Genomic DNA, 22789 nt, shown 5'->3' with positions numbered 1-22789 from the left:
CTTACTTCTTTTTTTTGTTGATCAGGTCGATTTGAACTGATTTAATAGTTATTAACCTCTTTTTCTTGCAATTTTCTGTATCCGAGTCTGTCCAGACAAATTCAAATTTAGTTTGAGGATCTAATTCGGTTTTTACAAGAATTTCGCTATCGAAAGATTCGTTCCATTGAGAGCTTTTGAGGTAAACAGGGTGATCAGATTCCATGTTGTTTTCTATTATATATCCTCCCGGAAAAATATCTATCACCTGTTTTTCTATATTTTTTCCTGATATAATAAGCTGGAGCAGATCATCACATTTTTCCTTATTCACTTCATGAGTTGATATTAATTCATTGTCATCAATTCTGAAGTATAAGACCAGCCCGTTTTCCGTTTTCCCAATTTTAAATTTCAGGTAATCTCTTTTTCTTCCGGGAACCTCATACCATTGTTGATTTCGCCATCCACTTTCCTGGAGAGCACCATCGAGCTTGAAGTCTGAAATATCTGATAAGGTGACAGACGTTTTTAATACTTTCTCCTCTTGTTGGCAACCAAGGATAAGAAAAATGCCTAAAATAACTAATTTAACCTGCCTCATTGATCGCTTTGTGTAATTGTTTGCATGCCCAGTCAATTTCTTCTTCTGTAATAACCAGGGGAGGAGCTACCCGCATAGATTTATCATTAAATAAAAACCAGTCGGTCATTACACCGTATTCGATGGCTTTGTCGATAATTGCTTTTAACTGTTCAAAAGAATCAAATTCAACTGCCATCATCAGACCGGCTGACCTGACATCTTTTACCTTAGGATTTGACTTCAGGTTTTCAGCAAATCTATCTGCTTTTATTTGTGCATGTTCGTATACTTTTGTTTCAGTTAATGTATTCACCGTAGCCAGTGCTGCAGCAGCAGAAACCGGGTGACCGCCAAAGGTGGTGATGTGTCCAAGGATTGGATTGTCTGTCAGGCATTCCATTATTTCCCGTGAAGATATAAATGCTCCGATTGGCATTCCGCCGCCTAATCCTTTAGCTGTAAGCAAGATATCAGGCTGGATTCCGTAATGTTCAAAAGCCCAGAATTTCCCGGTCCGGCCCATTCCTGCCTGAATTTCATCCATTACTAATAAAGTACCGGTTTCGGTGCATCTCTTTCTTACAGCCTGCCAGTATTCTTCAGAACCTTTTACCACACCTGATTCACCTCTGACAGTTTCAACAAAGAAAGCTGCAGTTTCCTCATTAATGAATTCATACAGATGATCAAAATTTCCGAATTCTATATGGTCAACACCAGGTAGGAGAGGCCTGTAATTCTTTTTAAAGGTTTCATTCCCCAATAAAGAAAGAGAACCATTTGTGCTGCCATGGTAGGCATCAAAACATGAAACAAGCTTAGATCTTCCAGTGTATCTTTTAGCGAGTTTCATGGCTCCTTCAGTCGCTTCTGTTCCTGAATTAACCAGGTAAACCACGCTCAGCTCTTCTGGTAAGGTATCTGCTAATGCTTTGGCTAATTTCACCTGGGGACTTTGAATAAATTCACCATACACAAGTAAATGCATATATTCTTCTGCCTGCTTCTGAACAGCCTTAACCACAGCAGGATTACAATGCCCGAGGTTACTTACGGCAATTCCTGAAATTAGATCCAGGTATTTATTGCCATTTGGGCCGTACATCCATACCCCTTCAGCTTTTTCAATTTCTACCATTAATGGAAAGCCTGAGGTCTTTGCTAAGTGCGACTGAAATAATTGTCTGTTTGTGAGCATGGCGCAAAAATAAGCAGTATTTGTTGGTTAGCCAATTATGGCTGAGATGTTAACTCCATGTTTCCGGAATACGATCTTCATTTCGAATGAAGATATGATATATGAATACGAAAAATGGTTAATAAATCATATACAAAGAGGTGGATTCATGTATAATTTTCCTTATTTTTGGGCTTTGATTAGAATTAGTCTAAATAAGTCTCTTAACATTACGTTATAAATGGCAACATTAGCTTCACTTAAAGAAAAACGATCGGCAAGAATTTTATCTTTTCAGGATGATCGAATTGCTTCGAAACTTTTGAGTATGGGGATTTTGCCCGGATCGATGATACAAGTGGTGCGTAAATTGCCTGGGAGAGGGGCTATTTATTTGAAAGCTAACGGATATGGTATCGCACTTCGAAACCATGAGGCCGCAAGTGTTTTACTTGAAGAGCAGAGTTGATATATGAGTGATAATAACCTACCCACCCTGGCATTGCTGGGTAATCCTAACTGTGGAAAATCATCAATTTTTAATATTTTAACTGGTTTACGACAAAAGGTAGGAAACTTCCCTGGAGTAACTGTTGATAAGAAAGTTGGTATCACCAAACTGGCAGATCAGTCAGTAAGAGTGATAGATTTTCCCGGTACGTATAGTTTATATCCCACCAGTAAGGATGAGTCAATTATCATTAATACCTTCAGTAATCCTTTTGACCAAAATTATCCTGATGTTGTAGTTTATGTTGCTGATGTAACTAAGCTAGAGCCTCAGATGCTGCTTTTAACCCAGATTTTGGATCTGAACCTTCCTGTGGTTCTGGCTCTTAATATGACCGACCTGGCTGAAGAAACAAACCTTGCTTTTGATGAAGAAAAATTGCGACAGGAATTAGGTATTCCGGTCGTTGCTGTCAGTGGTCGAAGGGAGGAGAATTTCGATAAACTAAAAGAAGCGGTTTTCCAGGTTTACAAAGGAATCAATCATTTAGATCAATCTCATAATACTTTTTATAAGCTTTCTGAAAATGAAAAGCATATTGCAAAGGAGATTAATTCAGTAATTGGTAGTGAAAACGACTATCGGTCACTAATTGTAGCTCATCATTATAAGGACATTAATTTTCTTGAAGGGACACAAAAATCTCAGATTGAAGAAATCGTTAATAAATTTGAATACAACGACCTCAGAGGGCAGATCGACGAGACAATGGCCCGGTATAACCGATTTACTCCGATAGTGAAATCGGCTGTTCGGAAATCCAATGAAGAAGCACGATCATTTACTGATAAAGTAGACCGCGTTTTAACTCATAAGATTGCCGGACCGATCATATTCTTCGGATTGATGTTCCTGGTATTTCATGCGATATTTTCCTGGTCTTCTTATCCAATGGACGGTATAGAATGGATGTTTGCCGAAGCAGGTACTTTTCTAAAATCCAATTTACCCGATGCCTGGTATACATCATTACTGGCTGATGGAGTAATTTCTGGTCTTGGTGGAGTTCTGGTGTTCATACCTCAGATAGCAATTCTTTTTTTATTAATCAGTTTGCTTGAGGAGATAGGTTATATGTCTCGTGCTGTATTTATGTTTGATAACATCATGCAAAAATTCGGCCTTAATGGAAGATCGATCGTTGCTTTGATCTCGGGCGGTGCGTGTGCTGTACCTGCTGTAATGGCGACAAGAACTATCAGTAACTGGAAGGAAAGATTAATAACTATTATGGTTACGCCGTTAATAAGTTGTTCGGCGAGAATACCTGTATATACATTACTAATAGCTTTTACTGTACCACCAATTATGATTGGTGGCTTTATTAATGCACAGGCGTTAATGTTTATGGGGCTTTATTTGTTAGGTATTATCGGAGCATTGCTTTCTGCTGTGATTTTTAAATTGATCCTAAAAACAGAAGAGCATAGTTTTTTAATGATCGAATTACCTCCTTACAGGAAACCGAATATTAAAAATGTGTTATTAACTGTTCGTGAAAAAGTTGAAGCATTTATTTTTCAGGCCGGTAAAGTTATAATGATTATTTCCATCTTACTTTGGTTTTTAGCAAGTTATGGTCCCGGACAGCAAATGGATCAGGCAAGAGAAGAAGCAATTGAATTAGCTCAGGCAAGAAACCTGAATGAGGATGAAACTGAAGACCTGATCGCGTCCAAGCAAATAGAAAATAGTTATGCAGGCTTTTTCGGAAAAGCTATAGAGCCGTCGATTGAACCATTAGGTTTTAACTGGCAGATCGGGATCGCTATTATTACCTCATTTGCCGCAAGAGAAGTGTTTGTAGGTACTATGGCAACTATTTACAGTATAGCCAGTAAAGAAGACGATGAAGTAACGATAAGAAATAAACTGGTTAAAGCGACCGATCCGGAGACAGGAGAAAAGGTCTACACCGTTGCTACTTCTGTTTCTTTATTACTCTTTTATGTTTTTGCCATGCAATGTATGAGTACTCTGGCAGTAGTAAAAAGAGAAACTAAATCCTGGAAGTGGCCTACGATACAATTTTTCTTTATGGGAGCTCTGGCTTATTTATCATCCTTGATAGCCTATCAACTACTTTCATAAGGAATTTATCCTGGAATTTTTAATCTTGTTTTCTATTTCATTCCAGAAAATGATTCTGTCTTTTAGAGCAGAAGCACTAAACCGGTAAGCGTCAGCCCATTTAACAGTGTCATTACCACATAGTGATCTGATCATTTTTAATGCCATCGGACCGTGGTGATCTCCATCTACTTCTATGTGTCGTTCAAAGTAATAGATGTAAGGGTTCAAATTCACCTTTGTACTTCGCTCCATCTTTTGAAGCATCACATTAAACATGTCCGGAATGAGGTCTTCACGCCCAAAGGTAAAAAGCGAGGCCAGGATATGAGGCTGCCCTTTTGAAATATACTCAAAAGTCTTTGAGACGAACTTTTTAGCTTCTGAAGGTATATCTGAATAGGTAATGTAGTCCTGTATTTTCTCAATGTCTTCAGGAAGATTATTCATGAAATCATAGAAAGTGGATGTATCAGCACCGGCTGTTTCCATCGCCTTTAGATACATATCAAGATGGGATGCAGCTTTTCCGTTTTCATCGAGATCACTTTCCTCTCCCAAAACAATTTCATTGATTAAACGACAAATCTCAGGATTTTCAGGTGCTTTCCAGGGAATAGAAACTGAAGTCAGTTGATTCTGAAGTGATTTTAACAGGGACATGAAATCCCAAACTGCATAGACATGACTTTCCATGAAAAGATGAAGTTCATCTATGTTTTTTACTTCCTGATAAAGTGAATGGTTTAATAAGCTATTTCGAAGAGGTTTGAGTTCTTTTTTTAATTCTAAAATATTATCCATAAAAATTGCCTGAATTATTATGAATACGCAAGTATTTAATAATAGTTCAGGCAGTGAAGCAGAAAATTTTTATAGCCTTATATCTCGAGGATTTTTACTTCGACCCGACGGTTCTTAGCCATATTTTCTTCAGTGTCATTCGGAGCAATTGGCTTTTTATCACCATATCCTACAGTGGATATTCTGTCTGGTGAAATCCCCGCCTGAACCAACACTTGTTTAACAGCATCAACACGTTTTTGTGAAAGTTCCAGTTTATTTTCAAAACTACCTCTATTATCTGTATGTCCTCCAAGTTCGATTTTTAAATTTGGGTTATCAACCATCATTTTGATCAATTGATTTAATTCGCTTTTACTTGCAGGTAGAATGATTGCTTTTGCTTCTTCGAATAAAATATTGTCCAGTGGTATTATCTCCCCAACTTCTTTTGGATATAACTTAAGGTCTCTTCGGATTTCCTGGAAAAAATTCAGGTCTCTAAGATCCACATTTTCACTAAATGAGAGATATCCTTCTGCTACAGCAGTGAAGTCATAATATTTACCAGAAGGTATGATGAATTGATAAAAACCTTCTGAAAGTGAGTTGTTAAACCGGTCTATGGCGTTTCCATTTTCAAGATTCGTAAGAATAATCGATGCATCGACAGGATCCTTGGATTTTCTTTCAAAGACCTGGCCGGACATTAACACCACCGGGTCTGGTTTGTAATTAATGTTCAGAAGTATTCTGTAAATGTCTTCTTTACTATCGTAAGAATTTTGATTAGAAGTGAAATAACCATAGTCTCCTTTAGCTGTCACTGTAAAATATTCTTCATCACCAATAGTATTTACAGCACCACCGATGTTTTCAGGTTTAGACCAATTTCTATAGGTGTCGTCCAGGCGTCGGGAAACGTAAATATCTGACCCACCCATACCGCCGAATCCTTTTGATGAGAAATAAAGTGTTTTCCCATCGGCAGCAAGGAACGGAGCATAATCATCTTCTCCACTTTTAACTCCTTTTAATGGAATAGGAGCGCTCCATGCTAAATTATTTTGCTTGAAAGCTACGTAAAGGTCTTTATCGCCATCTTTCTTACTAGCAAAACTCAGAATCATTTGTTTGCCTGAGGGAGATAAAACGGCATCCATTTCCATGCCATCAAACGCTAATCCTGAAACAGAAATAGGTACAGGATCTGTCCAGCCATTTCCTGATCGGTAGGTTATTAACAATCCTCTGTCAGCATTAGGAGTTTTACCTGAAATTAAATAAGTAGCACCATCAGCACCAATGCTTAAAAGGCGGTCAAATTTTCTGGTATTCAGTTCAGATAAATTTTTTCCCTTCACAAAACTATTTCCAAGAGCATTGCTCAAATAAATATCTCCTTTATCTTTCCGGCCTCTTTTATTTTTAGAAAAATTCTTTCTATTAAAAAATAGTGTTTCTCCGTCTGCTGAAATTAATGGATATAATTCAGGTTCAGGATAGTTGACTGCAGGACCAAGATGCTCCCTTCCTGTCTTTATTTTTAAATCAGGGTTATTACCTGCTGAAGGAAGGTTCATAGCCAATAATTCTCTCCTTAATAAAGGTATATCAGCAGTTCGGCTAATACCAACCGCATCAATCTGCGGCATCTCTTCAGCTCCTATGGAACTCACAGATAATTTCAGAGTTTTGATTTTTTCTTCAGTTAAAGGAACTTTAATAAAATGCCAGTTTACATTTTGCACCATGTTTTCAGGGGCGCTTTTATAAACTTCGATTTCATTACCTTTGATGTCTGTTAAAATCACTTTGGTTACCTTTCCCGGAGCATAATTTTCTATAATTACCACAGTTTGAACCTGATGAGGCTTTTCGAACTCAACTTCTATTTTACCAATTTTATCAAATCCATTTACCTCAACTCCACCTTCAGAAGAGACTCCCTGGATAGCATCAGGTTTACCTATTATGTTGTCACTGTTACTTCCTTTTTCAGGAGAAATATTAGAAATAGAAACTATTTTGTCTGCCCAGGATATATGTTGAGCACTTATTGCTGGTGGTATAAGAAGAACAAAAATTATTATGTATATCAGCTTATTCATTAGATGTGAATTTCAATTAAAGATAAATAAAATAAATTGATTAACTGATTCCAAGAATTAATAAAGTTATAGCCTAACGATTGATCGTATTTTTAAAATAGACTGGTAAAAGTTGTCTTTTTGTTAATTATATATCATTTTTGTTGAGATACCCTTAATTATATATCCCTTTCTTTGAAGGGATATTTTTTCATTGCTTATTAAGTCAGGCAGGTAAAGATAATCTTATGAAAATCATCAAGTTCGGAGGTACTTCCGTAGGGAGTGCTGATGCAGTAAAAGAAGTATTTAACATTATTGAGAACCTTGAATCAGAAGGAGAAAAGGTAGCAGTTGTAGTTTCTGCTCAATCTGGAATTACCAATAAACTGGTAAGGATCGGGGAGTTAGCAGCGGAACAAGATGAAACGTATACCCGGATCTTTAATGAGATTGAAGACCAATTGATGGGCTTGATAGGTGATCTGATGCCTATTAACCGACAAAGTCAGGTGATTGCAGAGGTTAAAAAGCTTTTGAATGATCTTGAAGACGTTGTTCACGGAGTCTTTTTATTGAGGGAACTTACCCCGAGGTCATCTGATTTCATTCTTTCATTTGGAGAGCGGTTCTCAGCAAGAATGGTGTCGGCATATTTAGCAGTGAATGGCATTGATGCCAATTATACAGATGCACGTAAACTAATATTAACTGATTCAAGCTTTGGTGAGGCAAGGGTACGATTTGAAGAAACGGAAAAGCAAATAACAAAATATTTTGACAATCATCAGAAGCTTAACATAGTTACTGGTTTTATTTCATCTAATGAAAAAGGCCAGACTACTACTCTTGGTAGAGGAGGCTCAGATTATACTGCAGCCATACTTGGTGCTGCCTTAGATGCTGAAGAGATACAGATCTGGACTGATGTGGATGGAGTAATGACAGCTGATCCGAAAAAAGTAAGACGGGCTTTTTCATTGGCAACTATAACTTATATGGAAGCCATGGAAATGACTCACTTTGGGGCAAAAGTCATTTACCCAAGAACCTTACAGCCAGCTGTGAATAAAAGTATTCCTTTAAGAATCAAGAATACTTTTAACAAGGGGTTTGAAGGAACTATGATCAGTGATCTTTCCTCAAAGAGTGATTATACAGTGAAAGGGATTACTTCGGTAGAGGATGTTGTCCTGGTGAATTTTCAAGGTTCGGGTATGGTTGGAGTTCCCGGTATTGCTTCAAGATTGTTTGGCTCGTTAGCACGTGCTGAAATTAATGTTATTTTGATTACTCAGGCTTCTTCTGAGCATTCGATCACTTTTGCAGTACATCCGAAAGATGCAGAACTCTGTAGAGAAATTGTTGAAAACGAATTCGAAAGGGAAATCGAAACCGGTAAGATTGATGAATTGGATATAGAATATAATCTTTCCATTCTTGCTTGTATTGGAGAAAGGATGCGGGAAACTCCCGGTATAAGTGGTCGCTTATTCAGTACTCTGGGTAAAAACGGTGTAAATATAAAAGCCACAGCCCAGGGTTCTTCCGAGCTAAATATCAGTGTAGTAATCGAAAAGCCCGACCTGAGTAAAGGGTTAAATGCGTTGCACGGGGCATTCTTTAAGGGTGAGATCCATAGCTTAAATGTATTCATGATCGGTGCCGGGCTTATAGGAAAAACGCTTTGGGAACAGATTCGGGATCAGCATGAATATTTCATCAGTGAACGAAGGCTGAATATAAAACTGGTTGGTGTGGCAAATAGTAGAAAAATGCTGTTCAGCAAAGACGGAATTAATATCGATTCGTGGTATGATGAATTAATGGAAGGTGGTGAACAAAGTGATGTCCATTTGTTTGTGCAGAAAATGAAAGATATGAATTTGCAGCAATCCGTCTTTATTGATAACACAGCTAATAAAATGGTTGCCGCCCAGTATAAAAAGATATTGAATAGCAGAATTTCTGTGGTAACTCCTAATAAACTGGCTAATTCCGGTCCTTACCGATATTATAAAGAACTAAAGAATGCTGAATTAAAAAACGGGGTTAAATACCTATATGAAACTAATGTTAGCGCTGGTTTACCTGTGATCAAAACTATTGAAAGCTTGAAATTATCTGGAGACCGTGTAATTAAAGTTGAAGGTGTTCTTTCAGGGACGATTTCTTATTTATTTAACGAATTCGATGGGAGTAAACCATTTAGTAAGCTGGTAAAAGAAGCAATGGAAAAAGGTTATACAGAACCAGATCCGCGAGAAGATCTAAACGGAATGGATGTAGCCAGAAAATTGTTGATACTCGCCAGGGAGTCGGGGCATGAACTGGAGCCGGAGGATATAAAATTAGAAGGTATGTTGCCGGAATCATGTTTTAATGTCGATTCAGTAGACGACTTTTTTGTGGAACTGGAAAAGTTTGACAATGAGATGTTAAAAAGAAAAGAAAAAGCGGATGAAGAAGGGAAAAAGCTTCGATACATCGCCAGCTTGAATGAAGGTGAAGCTGAGATAAAATTAATTACTGTTGGGCAGGGACATCCATTATTTGATATGTCTGGTAGTGATAATGTTGTATCTTATACTTCAACTCGATATAAGGAAAGACCGATGGTTATTAAAGGTCCGGGGGCAGGAGCAGAAGTAACAGCCGGAGGAGTATTTGGCGATTTATTATTGATCAGCAGCTATCTGGAATAATCATGTCTGATATAGAAGTGAAAAATAGAATAAAGGTTTTTGCACCGGCCACTGTGGCTAATGTTAGCTGTGGATTCGATATACTTGGATTTGCATTATCCAGTCCGGGAGATGAAGTAACACTTCAAAGAACCCGGGATGGAAAAGGTAACATACAAATATCCGGCATATCAGGAGACGGAGGGAGGCTCCCAAAAGAAGTTGATGAAAATACAGCAGGAGTTGCTGTAAGACTTTATTTAGAAAAGGCGTGTATATCTGATAGTGTCGATATCAATATAGAAAAACAAATGCCTTTGGGAAGTGGGATGGGGTCAAGTGCTGCGAGTGCAGTTGCTGCTGTAGCTGCCTGTGAAGCATTATTTAATACCGGAATGCCATTAATTGATCAGTTGAAAATTGCTATGGAAGGAGAAAGGAAGGCTTGTGGTACGGCACATGCTGATAATGTTGCTCCTGCTCTTTATGGTGGATTTACACTGATAAGAAGTTACCAGCCATTGGATGTTGTAAGGTTGCCGGTGCCCGAAAAACTGTATTGTGTTTTAATAAACCCGGATGTTGAAGTGAGAACACAAAGCGCAAGAGAAATATTAAAGCAAAAGGTATCACTTCAGGATGCAGTTATTCAAACGGGTAATGTGGCAGGGTTGATTAGTGCCCTTTATTCTGATGATTATCAATTATTAAGTCGTTCTCTTCAGGATGTATTAGTTGAACCGATAAGAAAAATTTTAATTCCTGTTTATGATAAAATGAAGTATACCGCAATGGAAAACGGAGCCCTTGGGTATGGAATTTCCGGTAGTGGACCTTCAATGTTCGCTTTATGTGAAGGCAAAGAAAGTGCTGAAAAACTTGTTAAACCTCTCAATGAAGTGCTGGATCATGTTGGGATTTCCGGAAAAATATATGTTTCACAGGTTAATCAGGACGGACCTGTAGTTAAAGAGTAAGAATGATGAAATATTTTAGTACAAAAAATAAGAATAGGCCATTTTCATTTAAAGAAGTGGTAATAAAGGGTCTCCCTGACGATAATGGTCTTTTTATGCCAGAGACCTTTCCAAAATATGATAGTGATTTTTTTGAAAGCCTTTCCGAAAAGTCAATTGACCAGATCGCTACAGAAGTTATTTACCCTTTTGTGAAAGAGGATATTCCGGAAAATGTCTTGAGAGATATTTGTGAAAATGCATTTAATTTCAAAGTTCCATTAACAGAAGTAAAGCCCAGCTTTTATTCAATGGAACTTTATCATGGTCCTACGTTAGCCTTTAAGGATTTCGGAGCCAGGTTTATGGCTGGCTGTATGGGATTTTTTGCTTCTGAAAATGATACAGAAGTAAATATTTTAGCGGCTACATCTGGAGATACAGGTGGTGCAGTAGCGGCAGGTTTCTATAAAACTAATGGAGTTAAAGTAACTATTTTATATCCGAAAGGAAAAGTCAGTGAATTGCAGGAAAGGCAATTAACCACCCTGGGAGAAAATATAACAGCTATCGAAGTAGATGGAACTTTTGATGATTGTCAGAAGCTGGTCAAAAAGGCTTTTCTCGATGAGGAGTTAAATAAAAAAATAAATTTGTCATCAGCGAATTCAATCAATGTAGCAAGGCTTTTACCTCAGTCTGTTTATTATTTTTATGCCTGGTCAAGGTTGAAGTCTGACAAAAATAAAATTGTATTTGCTGTTCCAAGCGGAAATTTCGGAAATATTACCGGCGGATTATTTGCCAGGATGATGGGACTTCCGATTGATAATTTTATTGCAGCCACAAATGTTAATAAGGTAGTTCCTGATTATCTCGATCAGGGGGAATTTCTTCCAAGGCCGTCTATTCAGACTGTGTCTAATGCTATGGATGTGGGGAATCCATCTAATTTTGAAAGGTTGATGGCTATATTTAATAAAAACTGGCAGCTGACCAGGCAAATAATAAAAGGCTATTACTATACAGATGAAGAAACGCTCGATGCCATTTCCCATGTTCATCAAAAGTATGGATACATTTTGGATCCACATGGTGCGGTAGGATATAAAGCTTTGTCTTCTTATTTAAATGGAAGAACAAATACAACCGGAATATTGCTCGAAACTGCTCACCCCATAAAGTTTGCCGAGCACGTTGAGAAATCAATTGGTGAAAAACTCAAAATACCGGAAGAAATCAGTGATCTGTATGATAAAGAAATTTTAAAGATCCCGATGGGGAAAGCATATTCTGAATTTAAAGATTATTTGCTTGAGAAGTCAGGGGTAAAAATAAAATAGGTTGAAAAACGCCGCCCTGGGAAGGCGGCGGTCTTTCAACCAAAAACATTAATTATGCACTAATCGTCTTTTATTAATATCGTTATTACGATGAATAAAGTCAAGTGATATTAGTAAAAAGTTAATTCAAAATTATCTGATTATTAATCATTTAGCTTTATGGGTATAAAAAAACCGGGATTATACCCGGCCAAAAGGAAAAAACCTTTTACTCAATCAGTATCTTTATATGTGGATTCCACATTCAGTCTTATCAGTACCAGCCCATCTCCCTTCTCTTCCATTACCTTTCTTAGTACAATGGATACATCCGATCGAAGAATATCCTTTGTGAATTAATCTGTTTTCTGGAAGCTGATAAATGAATTTATACAGCGAAATATCTTCCCGTGTCATATCCAGCAATGGATGAAACTTCAGGATACCTTTTGATTTTTCAAAAATTCTGAGTCCCGACCTGTTAGCATTCTGATGAGCCATCAGACCGCTGATCCAAACTTTGTGATTCCGTTTTATTTTTTCCAGGGGATCCACCTTATTTACCATACAACACAAGTCATGATTAGCTATCCAGGTTTTATTTTTCCTGGTAAATTGATGTTTCGTTTCTTCCGGATGAATTTCTATCAGGTTTAGACCCAATTGATCTTTAATCAGTTCTTTGTATTCGTAAGTCTCTTCAAAATGATAGCCCGTATCAATAAAATATACTGGCAGCGCAGGTTTTATTTTACTTACCATCGATAGAAGAACAATCGAACTACTTCCAAAGGACGTTGTTAAAAGAATGTCTTTCTCTTCAAAAAGATTAAAAAATTCTTTCAGACGGTCTTCTGGCTGAAAGTCATTGTATTTCCTGTGCAGGTAATCGAGATAATCCTGGCGATCAGGGTATGCTTCCGGATTAAAATTATTAGCTATGCTGTTTTTAACCATGATTTAAGTACTCTTTGATAATCTGTATGGGTTGAAAGACTTTCTCCGGCTACAATAATTCCGGGACTATTCAAAGTGGGTTCTGCATTTAGCTTTTCTTCGATATCACTCACTCTTCCACTAATGATCTGTGCATCGGGAAGGCTTCCGTTGATAATTACAGCAACCGGAAGATTTTCTCTCCCTGCATTTTTAAATAGTTGCATAATACCCGAAAGCTTTCTCATTCCCATAAGTATTACCAGGGTCGATTTTGAAGTGATCAAATTTTGCAGGTCTTCTGAAATTTTTCCGTTAGAACCAGTGGCTGTCACCACTGTGAAACTCTGACTAATCCCTCGGTGAGTTAATGGATAGGAATAAAGTCCTGGTAACTGAAAACTTGAAATTCCCGGCACTACTGCTGTTTCAATACCAAAAGTCTCAGCGTAATCTAATTCTTCTTTCCCATGGGCAAATACAAACGGATCTCCTCCTTTTAATCGAACCACATGCCCATGTTTGAACGCATAATATATGATCATGTCGTTTATTTCAGACTGTTTTTTACTGTGCTTACCTGCTCTTTTTCCTACAAAAACTTTCAGAGCATTTTTGTTATACTCCAGTAATTCCTGTGAGACCAGGGCATCATATAAAATTACATCTGCAGCTTGAATAGCCTTTATACCTTTTAAGGTGATCAGATCCGGATCTCCCGGACCTGCACCAACTAATGTCAATTTTGTTCTCATGCTTTATAATGTTCACTGACAACTACCTTGTCAAAGTTTGATATTTGATTAGCTCTGAAATCATTGATCTTTTTAAAGAACTCTGAAGCTTCAGAATTATATTTTGTAGCAAAATCTACTGTAGGATTGTTTTTGTTTATTTCCAGAACACTGGTTTTAAAATCGGTCCAGGCTATTTTATTTTCGTCAACCACATGCTTCTGGAAGTCATTAATAATGCCTGCATGTGTATTGCATGATATGTCCAGTGAAAGTAATACTGCCTTGGCTGCAATAATCATGCTGCTGTAAGCAAAGTATATTGAGTGCGCATACCTCCCTTGATAGAGCTCTTTGTTAGATTTCTCTAACTTTTCTCCGGCATCTTTTATGATCGTTCCAATGACATCGAGACTTACTCCAGCGCATTCTCCCGTTCCGATCTCAGGAATAAACTCACTGTCTGCTCCCCAATCAAGATATTCTTCGGGCAGAATGGCGCTTGTGTCAGCTAATGGTTTGAGGATATCATAAAAGTATCGTTTCCCTTGCTGTTTGAAATACCTGTGAAACTTTTCATTCCCACCGCTTTTGAAAGCCTGGAAGTCATCAATAATTGTTTTTAATGCTCTTGGAATTCGCTTAGTAGGTAGTTTAATGACTTTCTCTGCGATCAGTCCGTTTCCATTTTCATCCAGTCCGCCACCCAGTACAATTTGCATAGCCGGTAAAACCTTATCACCATTTCTGATCGAACTACCATGAAAGCCAATGTCTGCAATCATATGTTGGCCGCAACTATTCATGCAACCACTAATCTTGATATGAAGGTTTTTATCACCAACGAGCTCCGGGTAATCTTTTGAAATAAGTTTTTCAAGTTCAACAGTTAACCCGGTACTGTTAGTCACAGCAAGATTACAGGTGTCAGTTCCTGGGCAGGAAGTGATGTCCGCAAAGCTGTCAAAACCTGGTTCGGCTAGTCCTAATTCATCTAATTCAGCAAATAAATGAGGTAGATGCAATGACGGAATGAACTTAAGTAGCAGTCCCTGATTTATAGTGATCCGGATATCATTAGCAGCATATTTCTTTACAATTGACGAAAGCTTCCGTGCTGTATCAGAATGGATGTCTCCTTTTGCAACTTTAACCTGTGCTGCATAGAAGCCTTTTTGTTTTTGCTCAAAAACATTTATTGCTCTCCACTTTTCAAATTTTATCCTGTCAAATTCTCGCGATAATTTTTCCCGGTTAAACTTTGGTAGCTCAGGAATGTCCTGCTGCTCAGGATTGATTGAGTAAACCGGGAAGGGCAGGGCAGTACGTTCTTTCTCTGCCAGTTCAAGAAAAGCCTCCAGTCCAAGTCCACGTTTAGGTTCGATTAGGTACTTCATGCGGGCTTTAAATCGCTTTTCTCTTTCACCATACCGGTCAAAGACCCGCAGCCCGGATTCGATAAATGGAATAAGCTGATCAGATGGAAGAAAATCAAAAGCTTCTTGTGCGGTAAATGGCTGAGCCCCCAGACCACCACCGATAAGCACACGAAAACCCCTGACTTCTTTACCATCGATCAATTTAGTTTTAGGTATAAATCCAAAATCATGGATAAAACCATACGCATCATCTTTATCACTTGATGAAAATGCGATCTTTATTTTTCTACCCATTTCCTGATTTACCGGATATCTGAGGAAATATTCGAATACAGCCTGTACATAAGGGCTTACATCAAATGGTTCTTGTGGATCGATCCCTGCAGCTGGTGAGGCAGTAATATTTCTTAATGTGTTTCCACAAGCTTCTCTTCCGGTAATTCCTGCAGCTTCCAGTTCTTCCCAGAGTTGAGGTGAGTCATCAAGATTTACATAATGTAACTGAATGTTTTGTCTTGTTGTCAGGTGGAGGTTTCCTGTGCTGAATTGATCAGAAAGATCTGCCAGTACAGAAAGCTGATCAGTGGTTAATTTTCCATAAGGAATTTTAGTCCTGAACATCTGCACACCTTGTTGCCGCTGGCCATAAACTCCCCTGGCAAGACGAAATGCTTTGAAGCGTTCTTCATCGATCTTCCCATCCTTAAAAAGGTCGATCTTAGTTTTTAATTCTTTTATATCTTCCTGAGCTTCAGGATTAATTAGATCTTTTTTTGATAAACTGGACATGATTTTGTTTTGTTAAAAGTCAATAAAAAAGCCCCCGGGATTTGATATACTATCCGCGGGGGCTTTCCAAATGAATATAAATTGGGTGTACCTACGGACAATAGGGTATCTTAATACATGCGTACATGTACCTGTGACAACAACAAATATTCATCTGTATGGCTAAATAGTTTTTCATACTGTTTGTGAGATTTTTCTGCTTGCCCGAAGAGCCTGCTCAAGGTCTTCTACGATATCATTTATATTTTCAAGGCCGACTGATACTCTTACTAATCCGGGAGTAATACCTACAGCACTTCTTTCTTCCTCAGAAAGTTTGCTATGTGTAGTACTGGCAGGGTGAGTTACAATTGTTCGTGTATCACCCAGGTTTGCAGATAGAGAACACATTTTAAGATTGTTTAAAAATGCTGCACCTCTTTCAACACCTCCTTTTACTTCAAAGGTTATTAAGCCGCCACCATGCCTCATTTGTTTTTTGCAACTTCAAACTGGGGATGGGAAGGAAGAAAAGGATACTTTGCTTTATTCACATCTTCGTGGTCGAGAAAATAATTTGCAAGTTCCAGTGCATTGCTGCAATGTCTGTCCATTCTGACAGGCAGCGTTTCCAGGCTTTTAGATAAAATCCAGGCGTTAAAAGGAGATATTACCGGTCCGGTTTGTCTGGAAAAGAACCTGACTTCATCAATTAGTTCCTGAGAACCGAGTATTGCTCCACCGAGTACTCTTCCCTGTCCGTCAATAAATTTGGTAGCAGAGTGAGTGACAATATGGGCGCCAAATTTTGCCGGATTTTGAAGGTATGGGGTTGCAAAACAATTGTCGATGTTCAAAATCAGGTCATGATCTTTGGCAAAACCACCCAGCCATTCAAGATCTATAATATCCAGACCGGGATTAGATGGAGTTTCTGCAAATAAAAGCTTTGTGTTTGGTTTTACAGCTTTTTCCCATTCTTCAGCCGGAGCATTAATGTCAACATAGGTTATTTCCACATTCCATCGGGGAAATATCCTTGTAAATAGCTGATGAGTAGAGCCAAATACTGCTCTGCTTGCGATAACATGATCACCGGCACGCAGCAGTGCAGCCATACTTGTAAACATGGCAGACATTCCGGTTGCAGTGGCAAAGCCATCTTCAGTGCCTTCAAGAGCACATAGCTTTTCTACAAACTCGGATACATTCGGGTTGCTAAACCGGGAATAAATATTTCCTTCCACCTCATCCTGAAATAATGCTCTTGCATGCTCAGCGTCATCAAATGTAAATGAAGAAGTCAGGAAAAGCGGACTGGAATGCTCGTTAAACTCCGTTTGAGGATATCTGGTCCTGACTGCTTTTGTTTCAAAATGTTTAAAATCTGCCATATTAAATATTATTTATGCTTCCTGGTGAAGCCATTCCTTTTTCTGTTCTAATTCTTCCTGTGTTTCTTCATAATCAGGATCGGGTACACAGCAATCTACCGGGCAAACAGCTGCGCATTGAGGTTCTTCGTGAAAACCGGTGCATTCTGTACATTTTGCCGGTACGATATAATAGAATTCATCAGAAACGGGTTCCTGGTCTTCATCTGCAGGTACAGAAGTGCCGTCTTCTAATTCAACCTCATCAAGACTGGTTCCGCCGCCCCATGTCCAGGGTACACCACCTTCGTAAATAGCAGTGTTTGGGCATTCTGGCTCGCAAGCTCCGCAGTTAATACATTCTTCGGTTATATAAATTGCCATCGATTTTGTTGTTAATAATTGAAAAAATAATTTGAATCTCGCAGTAGAAATATAGATCTGCTGCAATGCTTTGAATCAGTAAGTGTTGTTAAAAGTTGTCAGATCAGCAACAGCAACACATTACCCTGTAACAACAAATAGTAGGATAAGCAACAAGAATAGAATTAAAGTCTTTAGTAGACTTTGATTGTGAAACTCTGAAGATGTTTGTAAGTGCTTTCATTTTAATTGCATTTATATTTCCCAACATCGGGCAGGAATTAGCACCTTATTTAATTTGTTTAATAGGTTGCTAGAGTTTCACCGGGCCTGTTCCCTCCACTCTTCTTTATAAATCAATTATTTAGAATTGATTTGATACAAATGTATGTAGTAGATTTTAACCGTACAAGGGTTTAGTTGAAATTATTTTAAAAATACTCTAAAAAACTATGAGCTCTGATAATCTAATGTGGTAACCATTGTGACTGATAAAACTATCAGGTAAAGGGTGCTTATTGATAAAGTGCAGAAAAAAATAAAAATTTTTTACCTCAAAAAATAAGTTAAAAAACTGATTATTCATTGATTATTAATACAACTTATAAAAAAATTAAAAAAAATTGCTTTCGGGGGTTTCCTTTTTTTCTTTGCCGGTATATACTAATGAATTTGAAAATTTTTTAGACGTTATTTTTTTACATGCAGTTGATTTTTTGATATTATTTTTTAGACTGACAATATTCAAATTCATTACGGTTTTGGCAGTAGGCTCTTAGAGAAATTCTAAGAGCCTTTTTTTATGAGCAAACGGGCTACTTGGTTTATTGTTTCAATCTGTGAGTCAAAATGTCGCCATAAATGTAATTTACTTATATAATTATCATCAAAAATTGAATAAATCATACTCTAGTTCGATGAATTAATAAAACACATTGCAGCATTGTGGTGTTTTAACTTTATTTGCTGTTCATTTTTTGCAGATGCTTGAAAATTTAGTTAGGCAGTGCAGTTGTTAAGAAAGGAAAATGTTATGAAAAAACGTATTGCAATAGATATGGATGAGGTGATGGCTGACACGCTTGAAGCTCTGATCGATAGATATCAAAATGATTTCAATATTGAGATCGACCGTACTGATATGGAGGGATGGCACCTGGAAGATTATGTAGATCCTGAACATAAGCAGAAAATTCTTAATTACATGATGCAAAGGGGGTTTTTCGAGAATCTTCCGCTTATAGAAGGGGCGCAGGAAACCATAGAAAAACTTCATAGGGATCACGAGATTTTTATCGTGACTGCAGCGACTCAATTACCACATAGTATGGAAGAAAAAGTTAAATGGCTTAACAAGCATTTTCCATATATTGGATGGAGAAATATGGTGATGTGTGGTGACAAGTCAATTGTGATTGCCGATTATCTTATCGATGATCATGCGCATAATTTTGATGGTTTCAAAGGAGAGGGAATTTTATTTCATTCACTCCACAATGCAAAAGAAACCAGGTATAAAAGAATATATGCCTGGACTGAATTTGAAGAATTGCTGAATTCTTCGCTTTCGCATTCTATACAGACATGATAGACTGGAAGGAAATTATCGGGATAGTGGCAGGTTGTTGTACAACCATTGCTTTTTTACCACAGGTGATAAAAACCTGGAGGACAAAAAGTGCACGTGATCTGTCATTATCCATGTTTCTAATATTTTTTACCGGTGTATTATTATGGCTGATTTATGGAATAGTGGTTGCTGACCTACCGGTAATTCTTGCCAATAGCGCCACATTATTTCTTGCCGGTATTCTTCTGTTCTTTAAAGTGATCTATAAGTAATTTGTCAGGTAGATAGTAATGCCTGTTGCCTCAGTTTATCCCGGTCTACCATTGGAACTTTTTCCATTTTCGTAATCTCGATCATCGGGTATTCAAAATCTTCAACGACCTTTCCTTCAATATTGTAAAACCCGGCACCTCTGAACGGATATTTCTTTGCTGTATTTGGAAAGTGAGTGGTGTCAAAAAAATCACCGTTTTTATCGATAAACGTTCCGAAAAACATCGGTTTCCTGTCTTTAGTTCTCGTGTTTTTTATCGTGACCAGGTATCCGGTAATTGAAAAACGCTTTTTCAAATAGCTGATCATGTCTTTTGCCGCCAGTGGAAGCAAACTGTTTTCGGGAAGTAGAAGAAAAGGATCGCACAAAGGGAAACCTATAAGCTCAAATTCGTCAAATGCATCTTCAAATGGTATATGATCCAGGTTGGGAAGAGAATAGGTTTTCATTTTTGTGTGGAACATATCTCCACCGGGAAGTTTTGTTTTGCTTTTTTCTTTTTTGCCATAGTAAAGTCTTGCCTGCCACAACAGGGCTCTTTTTTCTTCGCCGGTAAATCTGAATGCACCGATTCTGATCAGGATATAAATCTGCTCGGGTCCGGGAAGAGTACGTTCAATAAAATCCTGGAGTCCGGTGTATTTCCCATTTTCTCTTTCGCTTACGATTCGGTGAGCAAGTTTGGTTTCAAGACTTTTTAGATGAATAAAACCAACATGGATTTCTTTTCCGTTGATACTTGTTAAATATTCACTTGTGTTTACACAGGGTGCCTGGATGATCGCTCCGTATCGTTTGGCTTCGTGAAAGTAGAATTCTGTTTTATAAAAACCCCCGAAGTTATTAATCACCCCGACCATGAATTCAAGAGGGTAGTGGGCTTTCAGATATAAGCTTTGATAACTTTCTACTGCGTAACTGGCTGAATGTGCCTTGGAAAAGGAGTAACCGGAAAAGCTTTCGATCTGACGCCAGACTTCCTTGTAAATAGCCTCGGGATATCCTTTTTGTTTACAGTTGGTAAAGAATTTTTCCTCGACACGTTCAAACTCTTTTCGGGATCGATATTTCCCCGACATTCCCCTCCTTAAAATATCCGCTTCGGCAAGATCCAGGCCGGCAAAATGGTGGGCTACTTTAATTACATCTTCCTGGTAAACCATCACACCATAGGTTTCTTTCATGAGTTCCTCCATTTTAGGATGGAGGTACTGGTAATCGTTTGGATTGTGATGACGGAATATATATTCGCGCATCATTCCCGAACGGGCTACACCGGGACGAATGATCGAGCTTGCAGCGACAAGAGTGATGTAGTCTTCGCATTTAAGCTTGCCGAGCAACATTCGCATTGCAGGAGATTCAACATAAAAAGCACCCATGGTTCGGCCTTCACTCAGTAACGAGCGTATTTTTTTGTCCTTTTTAAATTTGTCGGTTCGTGTGATGTCCACACTTACACCTTTGTTTTTTTTGACCAGTCCTACACTATCTTTTATGTGTCCGAGTCCCCGCTGACTGAGGATGTCGTATTTATGGATGCCGATATCTTCAGCAGAAAACATATCAAAATGAGTAATAGGGAAGCCTTTGGGAGGAAGGTCTGTCGCAGTATAAGTATAAATTGGTTTTTCGGTGATGAGTACCCCTCCGGCATGGATCGATAAGTTTCGGGGCATATCCTGGAGCCTCTTTCCATAACGAAAGATCAATCCGCTGATTTCGTCGCTGTTGGCGTAGCGATCCGGTTCCCTGACTATTTTATCAATTTCCTCTTTTGGAAGCCCGAAGACTTTGCCGAGTTCACGAATGATCGACCTTCCCTGAAATGTAACATAGGTAGCCAGCAAGGCGGTGTGTTCGCTACCATGCCGCTCAAAAATGTATTTAGTGACCTCATCCCTGTCCTGCCATGAAAAATCGATGTCAAAATCCGGAGGTGAACTTCTGTAAGGATTTAAAAAACGTTCAAAATACAAATCGAGTTCGATAGGATCTACTTCTGTTATTCCCAGGCAATAAGCTACCATGCTGTTAGCGCCACTACCACGGCCCACGTGGGCAAAGTTTTTATGCCTGGCAAATTCAATGATATCCAGAGTGATCAGGAAATAAGATTCAAAACCATGCTTTTCGATCACATCGAGTTCTTTGAGCAGTCTTTCCATCGCATAGCTGTTGTAATGCTCATATCGCCTCCGGAACCCTTCCAGGGATTTAGTCCGTAGCTGATTGTGATCGGATGTTTTATTGTTTAGTTGTTTTTTATTCTTATTGGTTTCGAGTTCTATATCCATTGAACAATTTTCAAGGATCTGCTCAGTATTTGCGATGATCTTTGGATACTGCCAGTAGTATTTTAAGAGTTCGCTCTCCGGAATCATTTGTTCATCCGGAGAAGCCTGCAGATCCGTAGTAAGCTTGCTGAGTAAAGTATTGTGGTGTATCGCACGGAGCAGGCGATGGGTGTTGTAACCAATTTTCGAACTGAAGGTGACCGGTTGCAGGATGACACCCTGATCGATCAGCTGCTTGTTTTTCACCCGGTAAAGGAGGTGAGCCTGTTGAGGCTTTATTCCAATATATTCATTCTCAGACAGAGAATTTGGTATGTTTTGAGACCATGGGTAGATAACAAAAGTATCTTCAAGTTGGGGAGCCCTGAATTCAGGTTCTTCTTTTAATGAATTTAATCTTGATAAGTGTCGGTTGATTAGTTCAAATCCTTTTATCGACCGGGCTATCATGATGTATGCAGTCTTATTGTCTCTTCTGAATTCAATGCCCGTTATTATTTCAAGCGGAGCAGATTGCTCACTGATTAGCCGGGCTACCTCGATATAGGCAGAAGTATTGTGGATATCAGTAAGTGCTAATTTCCGGACCCCATTTTTTTTAGCTTCATCAATAAGCTCCTGCGGTGACAGTACACCGTACTTTAAGCTAAACCATGTGTGACAATTAAGGTACATAAAAACATTTTAGTCGGACTTCAAAAATACTAATTTATTTAGTATTATTTACTAATTTTTTTAGTAAAATGTTTTTTCGTTTAGCTTTTAAATAATGTGTTTGAAGGAACTTTTTTTGGATAATGTATTATGAGGTATTAGTCTGGTGCAATATTTTTAATAAAAGGAGAGTAAACTGGTCTGCTATGTCGTTGGAAAGTGTTTTTGTTACTTCGGTGAGTCCCATGTCTGAATCTATTTAGCATGGTGGTCAAGGGGATTG

General features: G+C 38.3%; 16 protein-coding genes, 1 pseudogene and 1 riboswitch. Of the genes and pseudogenes, 7 read left to right on the top strand and 10 right to left on the bottom strand.

Translation table 11 applies throughout. The features are described from left to right. Window position 1: 1 nt before the first annotated feature. Together DCC35_RS15120 and DCC35_RS15115 are read right to left on the bottom strand one after the other, a co-directional pair. Window positions 2–583, bottom strand: coding sequence for a hypothetical protein (locus tag DCC35_RS15120; RefSeq protein WP_137091597.1), 582 nt, complete (start codon window positions 581–583; stop codon window positions 2–4). Next, window positions 570–1763, bottom strand: a complete 1194-nt coding sequence (locus DCC35_RS15115) for an aspartate aminotransferase family protein (RefSeq protein ID WP_137091596.1) — start codon at window positions 1761–1763, stop codon at window positions 570–572. Before DCC35_RS15115 ends, DCC35_RS15120 begins: the two co-directional genes overlap by 14 nt. A 220-nt stretch (window positions 1764–1983) precedes the next feature. On the opposite strand from DCC35_RS15115, the gene DCC35_RS15110 reads away from it, so the two are divergent. Both DCC35_RS15110 and feoB read left to right on the top strand, forming a co-directional pair. After that, complete coding sequence (locus tag DCC35_RS15110; RefSeq protein WP_137091595.1) at window positions 1984–2211, top strand: FeoA family protein; 228 nt, start codon at window positions 1984–1986, stop codon at window positions 2209–2211. A gap of 3 nt (window positions 2212–2214) precedes the next feature. Next, entirely contained in the window at window positions 2215–4344 is a 2130-nt protein-coding gene (gene feoB / locus DCC35_RS15105; protein WP_137091594.1) for a ferrous iron transport protein B, read from the top strand. Here the strand turns inward: feoB and DCC35_RS15100 are convergent. After that, the gene (locus DCC35_RS15100) at window positions 4339–5127 is read right to left on the bottom strand and encodes a DUF3050 domain-containing protein (RefSeq protein ID WP_137091593.1); all 789 of its coding nucleotides are present in this window, start codon (window positions 5125–5127) and stop codon (window positions 4339–4341) included. The two genes, feoB and DCC35_RS15100, sit on opposite strands and share 6 nt — an antisense overlap. 77 nt (window positions 5128–5204) lie before the next feature. Next, on the bottom strand, window positions 5205–7217 hold the full coding sequence (locus DCC35_RS15095; protein ID WP_137091592.1) for an OmpA family protein: 2013 nt from the start codon (window positions 7215–7217) through the stop codon (window positions 5205–5207). Window positions 7218–7444: 227 nt separating this feature from the next. Here DCC35_RS15095 and thrA point away from each other — a divergent pair, with 227 nt between their 5' ends. From thrA to thrC, 3 genes are read left to right on the top strand one after another with little or no spacing between them, the layout of a single operon-like run. After that, entirely contained in the window at window positions 7445–9901 is a 2457-nt protein-coding gene (thrA, locus tag DCC35_RS15090; protein ID WP_137091591.1) for a bifunctional aspartate kinase/homoserine dehydrogenase I, read from the top strand. A 2-nt stretch (window positions 9902–9903) separates the two neighbouring features. Further along, the gene (locus tag DCC35_RS15085) at window positions 9904–10857 is read left to right on the top strand and encodes a homoserine kinase (RefSeq protein WP_137091590.1); all 954 of its coding nucleotides are present in this window, start codon (window positions 9904–9906) and stop codon (window positions 10855–10857) included. Window positions 10858–10859: 2 nt separating this feature from the next. Continuing rightward, window positions 10860–12179, top strand: coding sequence for a threonine synthase (thrC, locus tag DCC35_RS15080; protein ID WP_246070039.1), 1320 nt, complete (start codon window positions 10860–10862; stop codon window positions 12177–12179). Between the two features lie 225 nt (window positions 12180–12404). Here thrC and DCC35_RS15075 read toward each other — a convergent pair whose 3' ends face one another. The 5 genes and pseudogenes from DCC35_RS15075 to DCC35_RS15055 all read right to left on the bottom strand — a co-directional run bounded on the left by DCC35_RS15075 (window position 12405) and on the right by DCC35_RS15055 (window position 17732). Continuing rightward, window positions 12405–13115: a phosphoadenylyl-sulfate reductase gene (locus tag DCC35_RS15075; protein WP_137091589.1), complete on the bottom strand. Its 711-nt coding sequence runs from the start codon at window positions 13113–13115 to the stop codon at window positions 12405–12407. Further along, on the bottom strand, window positions 13097–13849 hold the full coding sequence (gene cobA / locus DCC35_RS15070; protein ID WP_137091588.1) for a uroporphyrinogen-III C-methyltransferase: 753 nt from the start codon (window positions 13847–13849) through the stop codon (window positions 13097–13099). The genes DCC35_RS15075 and cobA overlap by 19 nt, the downstream gene beginning before the upstream one ends. Beyond that, window positions 13846–15996: a HEPN domain-containing protein gene (locus DCC35_RS15065; protein WP_137091587.1), complete on the bottom strand. Its 2151-nt coding sequence runs from the start codon at window positions 15994–15996 to the stop codon at window positions 13846–13848. Before DCC35_RS15065 ends, cobA begins: the two co-directional genes overlap by 4 nt. A gap of 174 nt (window positions 15997–16170) precedes the next feature. Continuing rightward, window positions 16171–17369: pseudogene (locus tag DCC35_RS15060) on the bottom strand (trans-sulfuration enzyme family protein). Window positions 17370–17381: 12 nt separating this feature from the next. Beyond that, on the bottom strand, window positions 17382–17732 hold the full coding sequence (locus DCC35_RS15055; protein ID WP_137091586.1) for a 4Fe-4S binding protein: 351 nt from the start codon (window positions 17730–17732) through the stop codon (window positions 17382–17384). Window positions 17733–17963: 231 nt separating this feature from the next. Next, window positions 17964–18069, bottom strand: a riboswitch (SAM riboswitch). Between the two features lie 675 nt (window positions 18070–18744). Between DCC35_RS15055 and DCC35_RS15050 the strand changes: the two genes are divergently transcribed. Together DCC35_RS15050 and DCC35_RS15045 are read left to right on the top strand one after the other, a co-directional pair. Further along, window positions 18745–19299: a 5' nucleotidase, NT5C type gene (locus tag DCC35_RS15050; RefSeq protein WP_137091585.1), complete on the top strand. Its 555-nt coding sequence runs from the start codon at window positions 18745–18747 to the stop codon at window positions 19297–19299. Beyond that, window positions 19296–19553: a SemiSWEET transporter gene (locus DCC35_RS15045; protein WP_217495854.1), complete on the top strand. Its 258-nt coding sequence runs from the start codon at window positions 19296–19298 to the stop codon at window positions 19551–19553. Before DCC35_RS15050 ends, DCC35_RS15045 begins: the two co-directional genes overlap by 4 nt. 4 nt (window positions 19554–19557) lie before the next feature. On the opposite strand, the gene DCC35_RS15040 is transcribed toward DCC35_RS15045, so the two are convergent. After that, window positions 19558–22527 carry a DNA polymerase III subunit alpha gene (locus tag DCC35_RS15040; RefSeq protein ID WP_137091584.1) on the bottom strand — a complete coding sequence of 990 codons (2970 nt, stop codon included), beginning with the start codon at window positions 22525–22527 and terminating at the stop codon, window positions 19558–19560. Window positions 22528–22789: the final 262 nt, after the last annotated feature.

Origin of the sequence: Mangrovivirga cuniculi (genome assembly GCF_005166025.1) — a bacterium.
GTDB lineage: Bacteria > Bacteroidota > Bacteroidia > Cytophagales > Cyclobacteriaceae > Mangrovivirga > Mangrovivirga cuniculi.
Note: the sequence above shows the minus strand (reverse complement) of the source record. Positions and strands in the feature narration are given on the sequence as shown.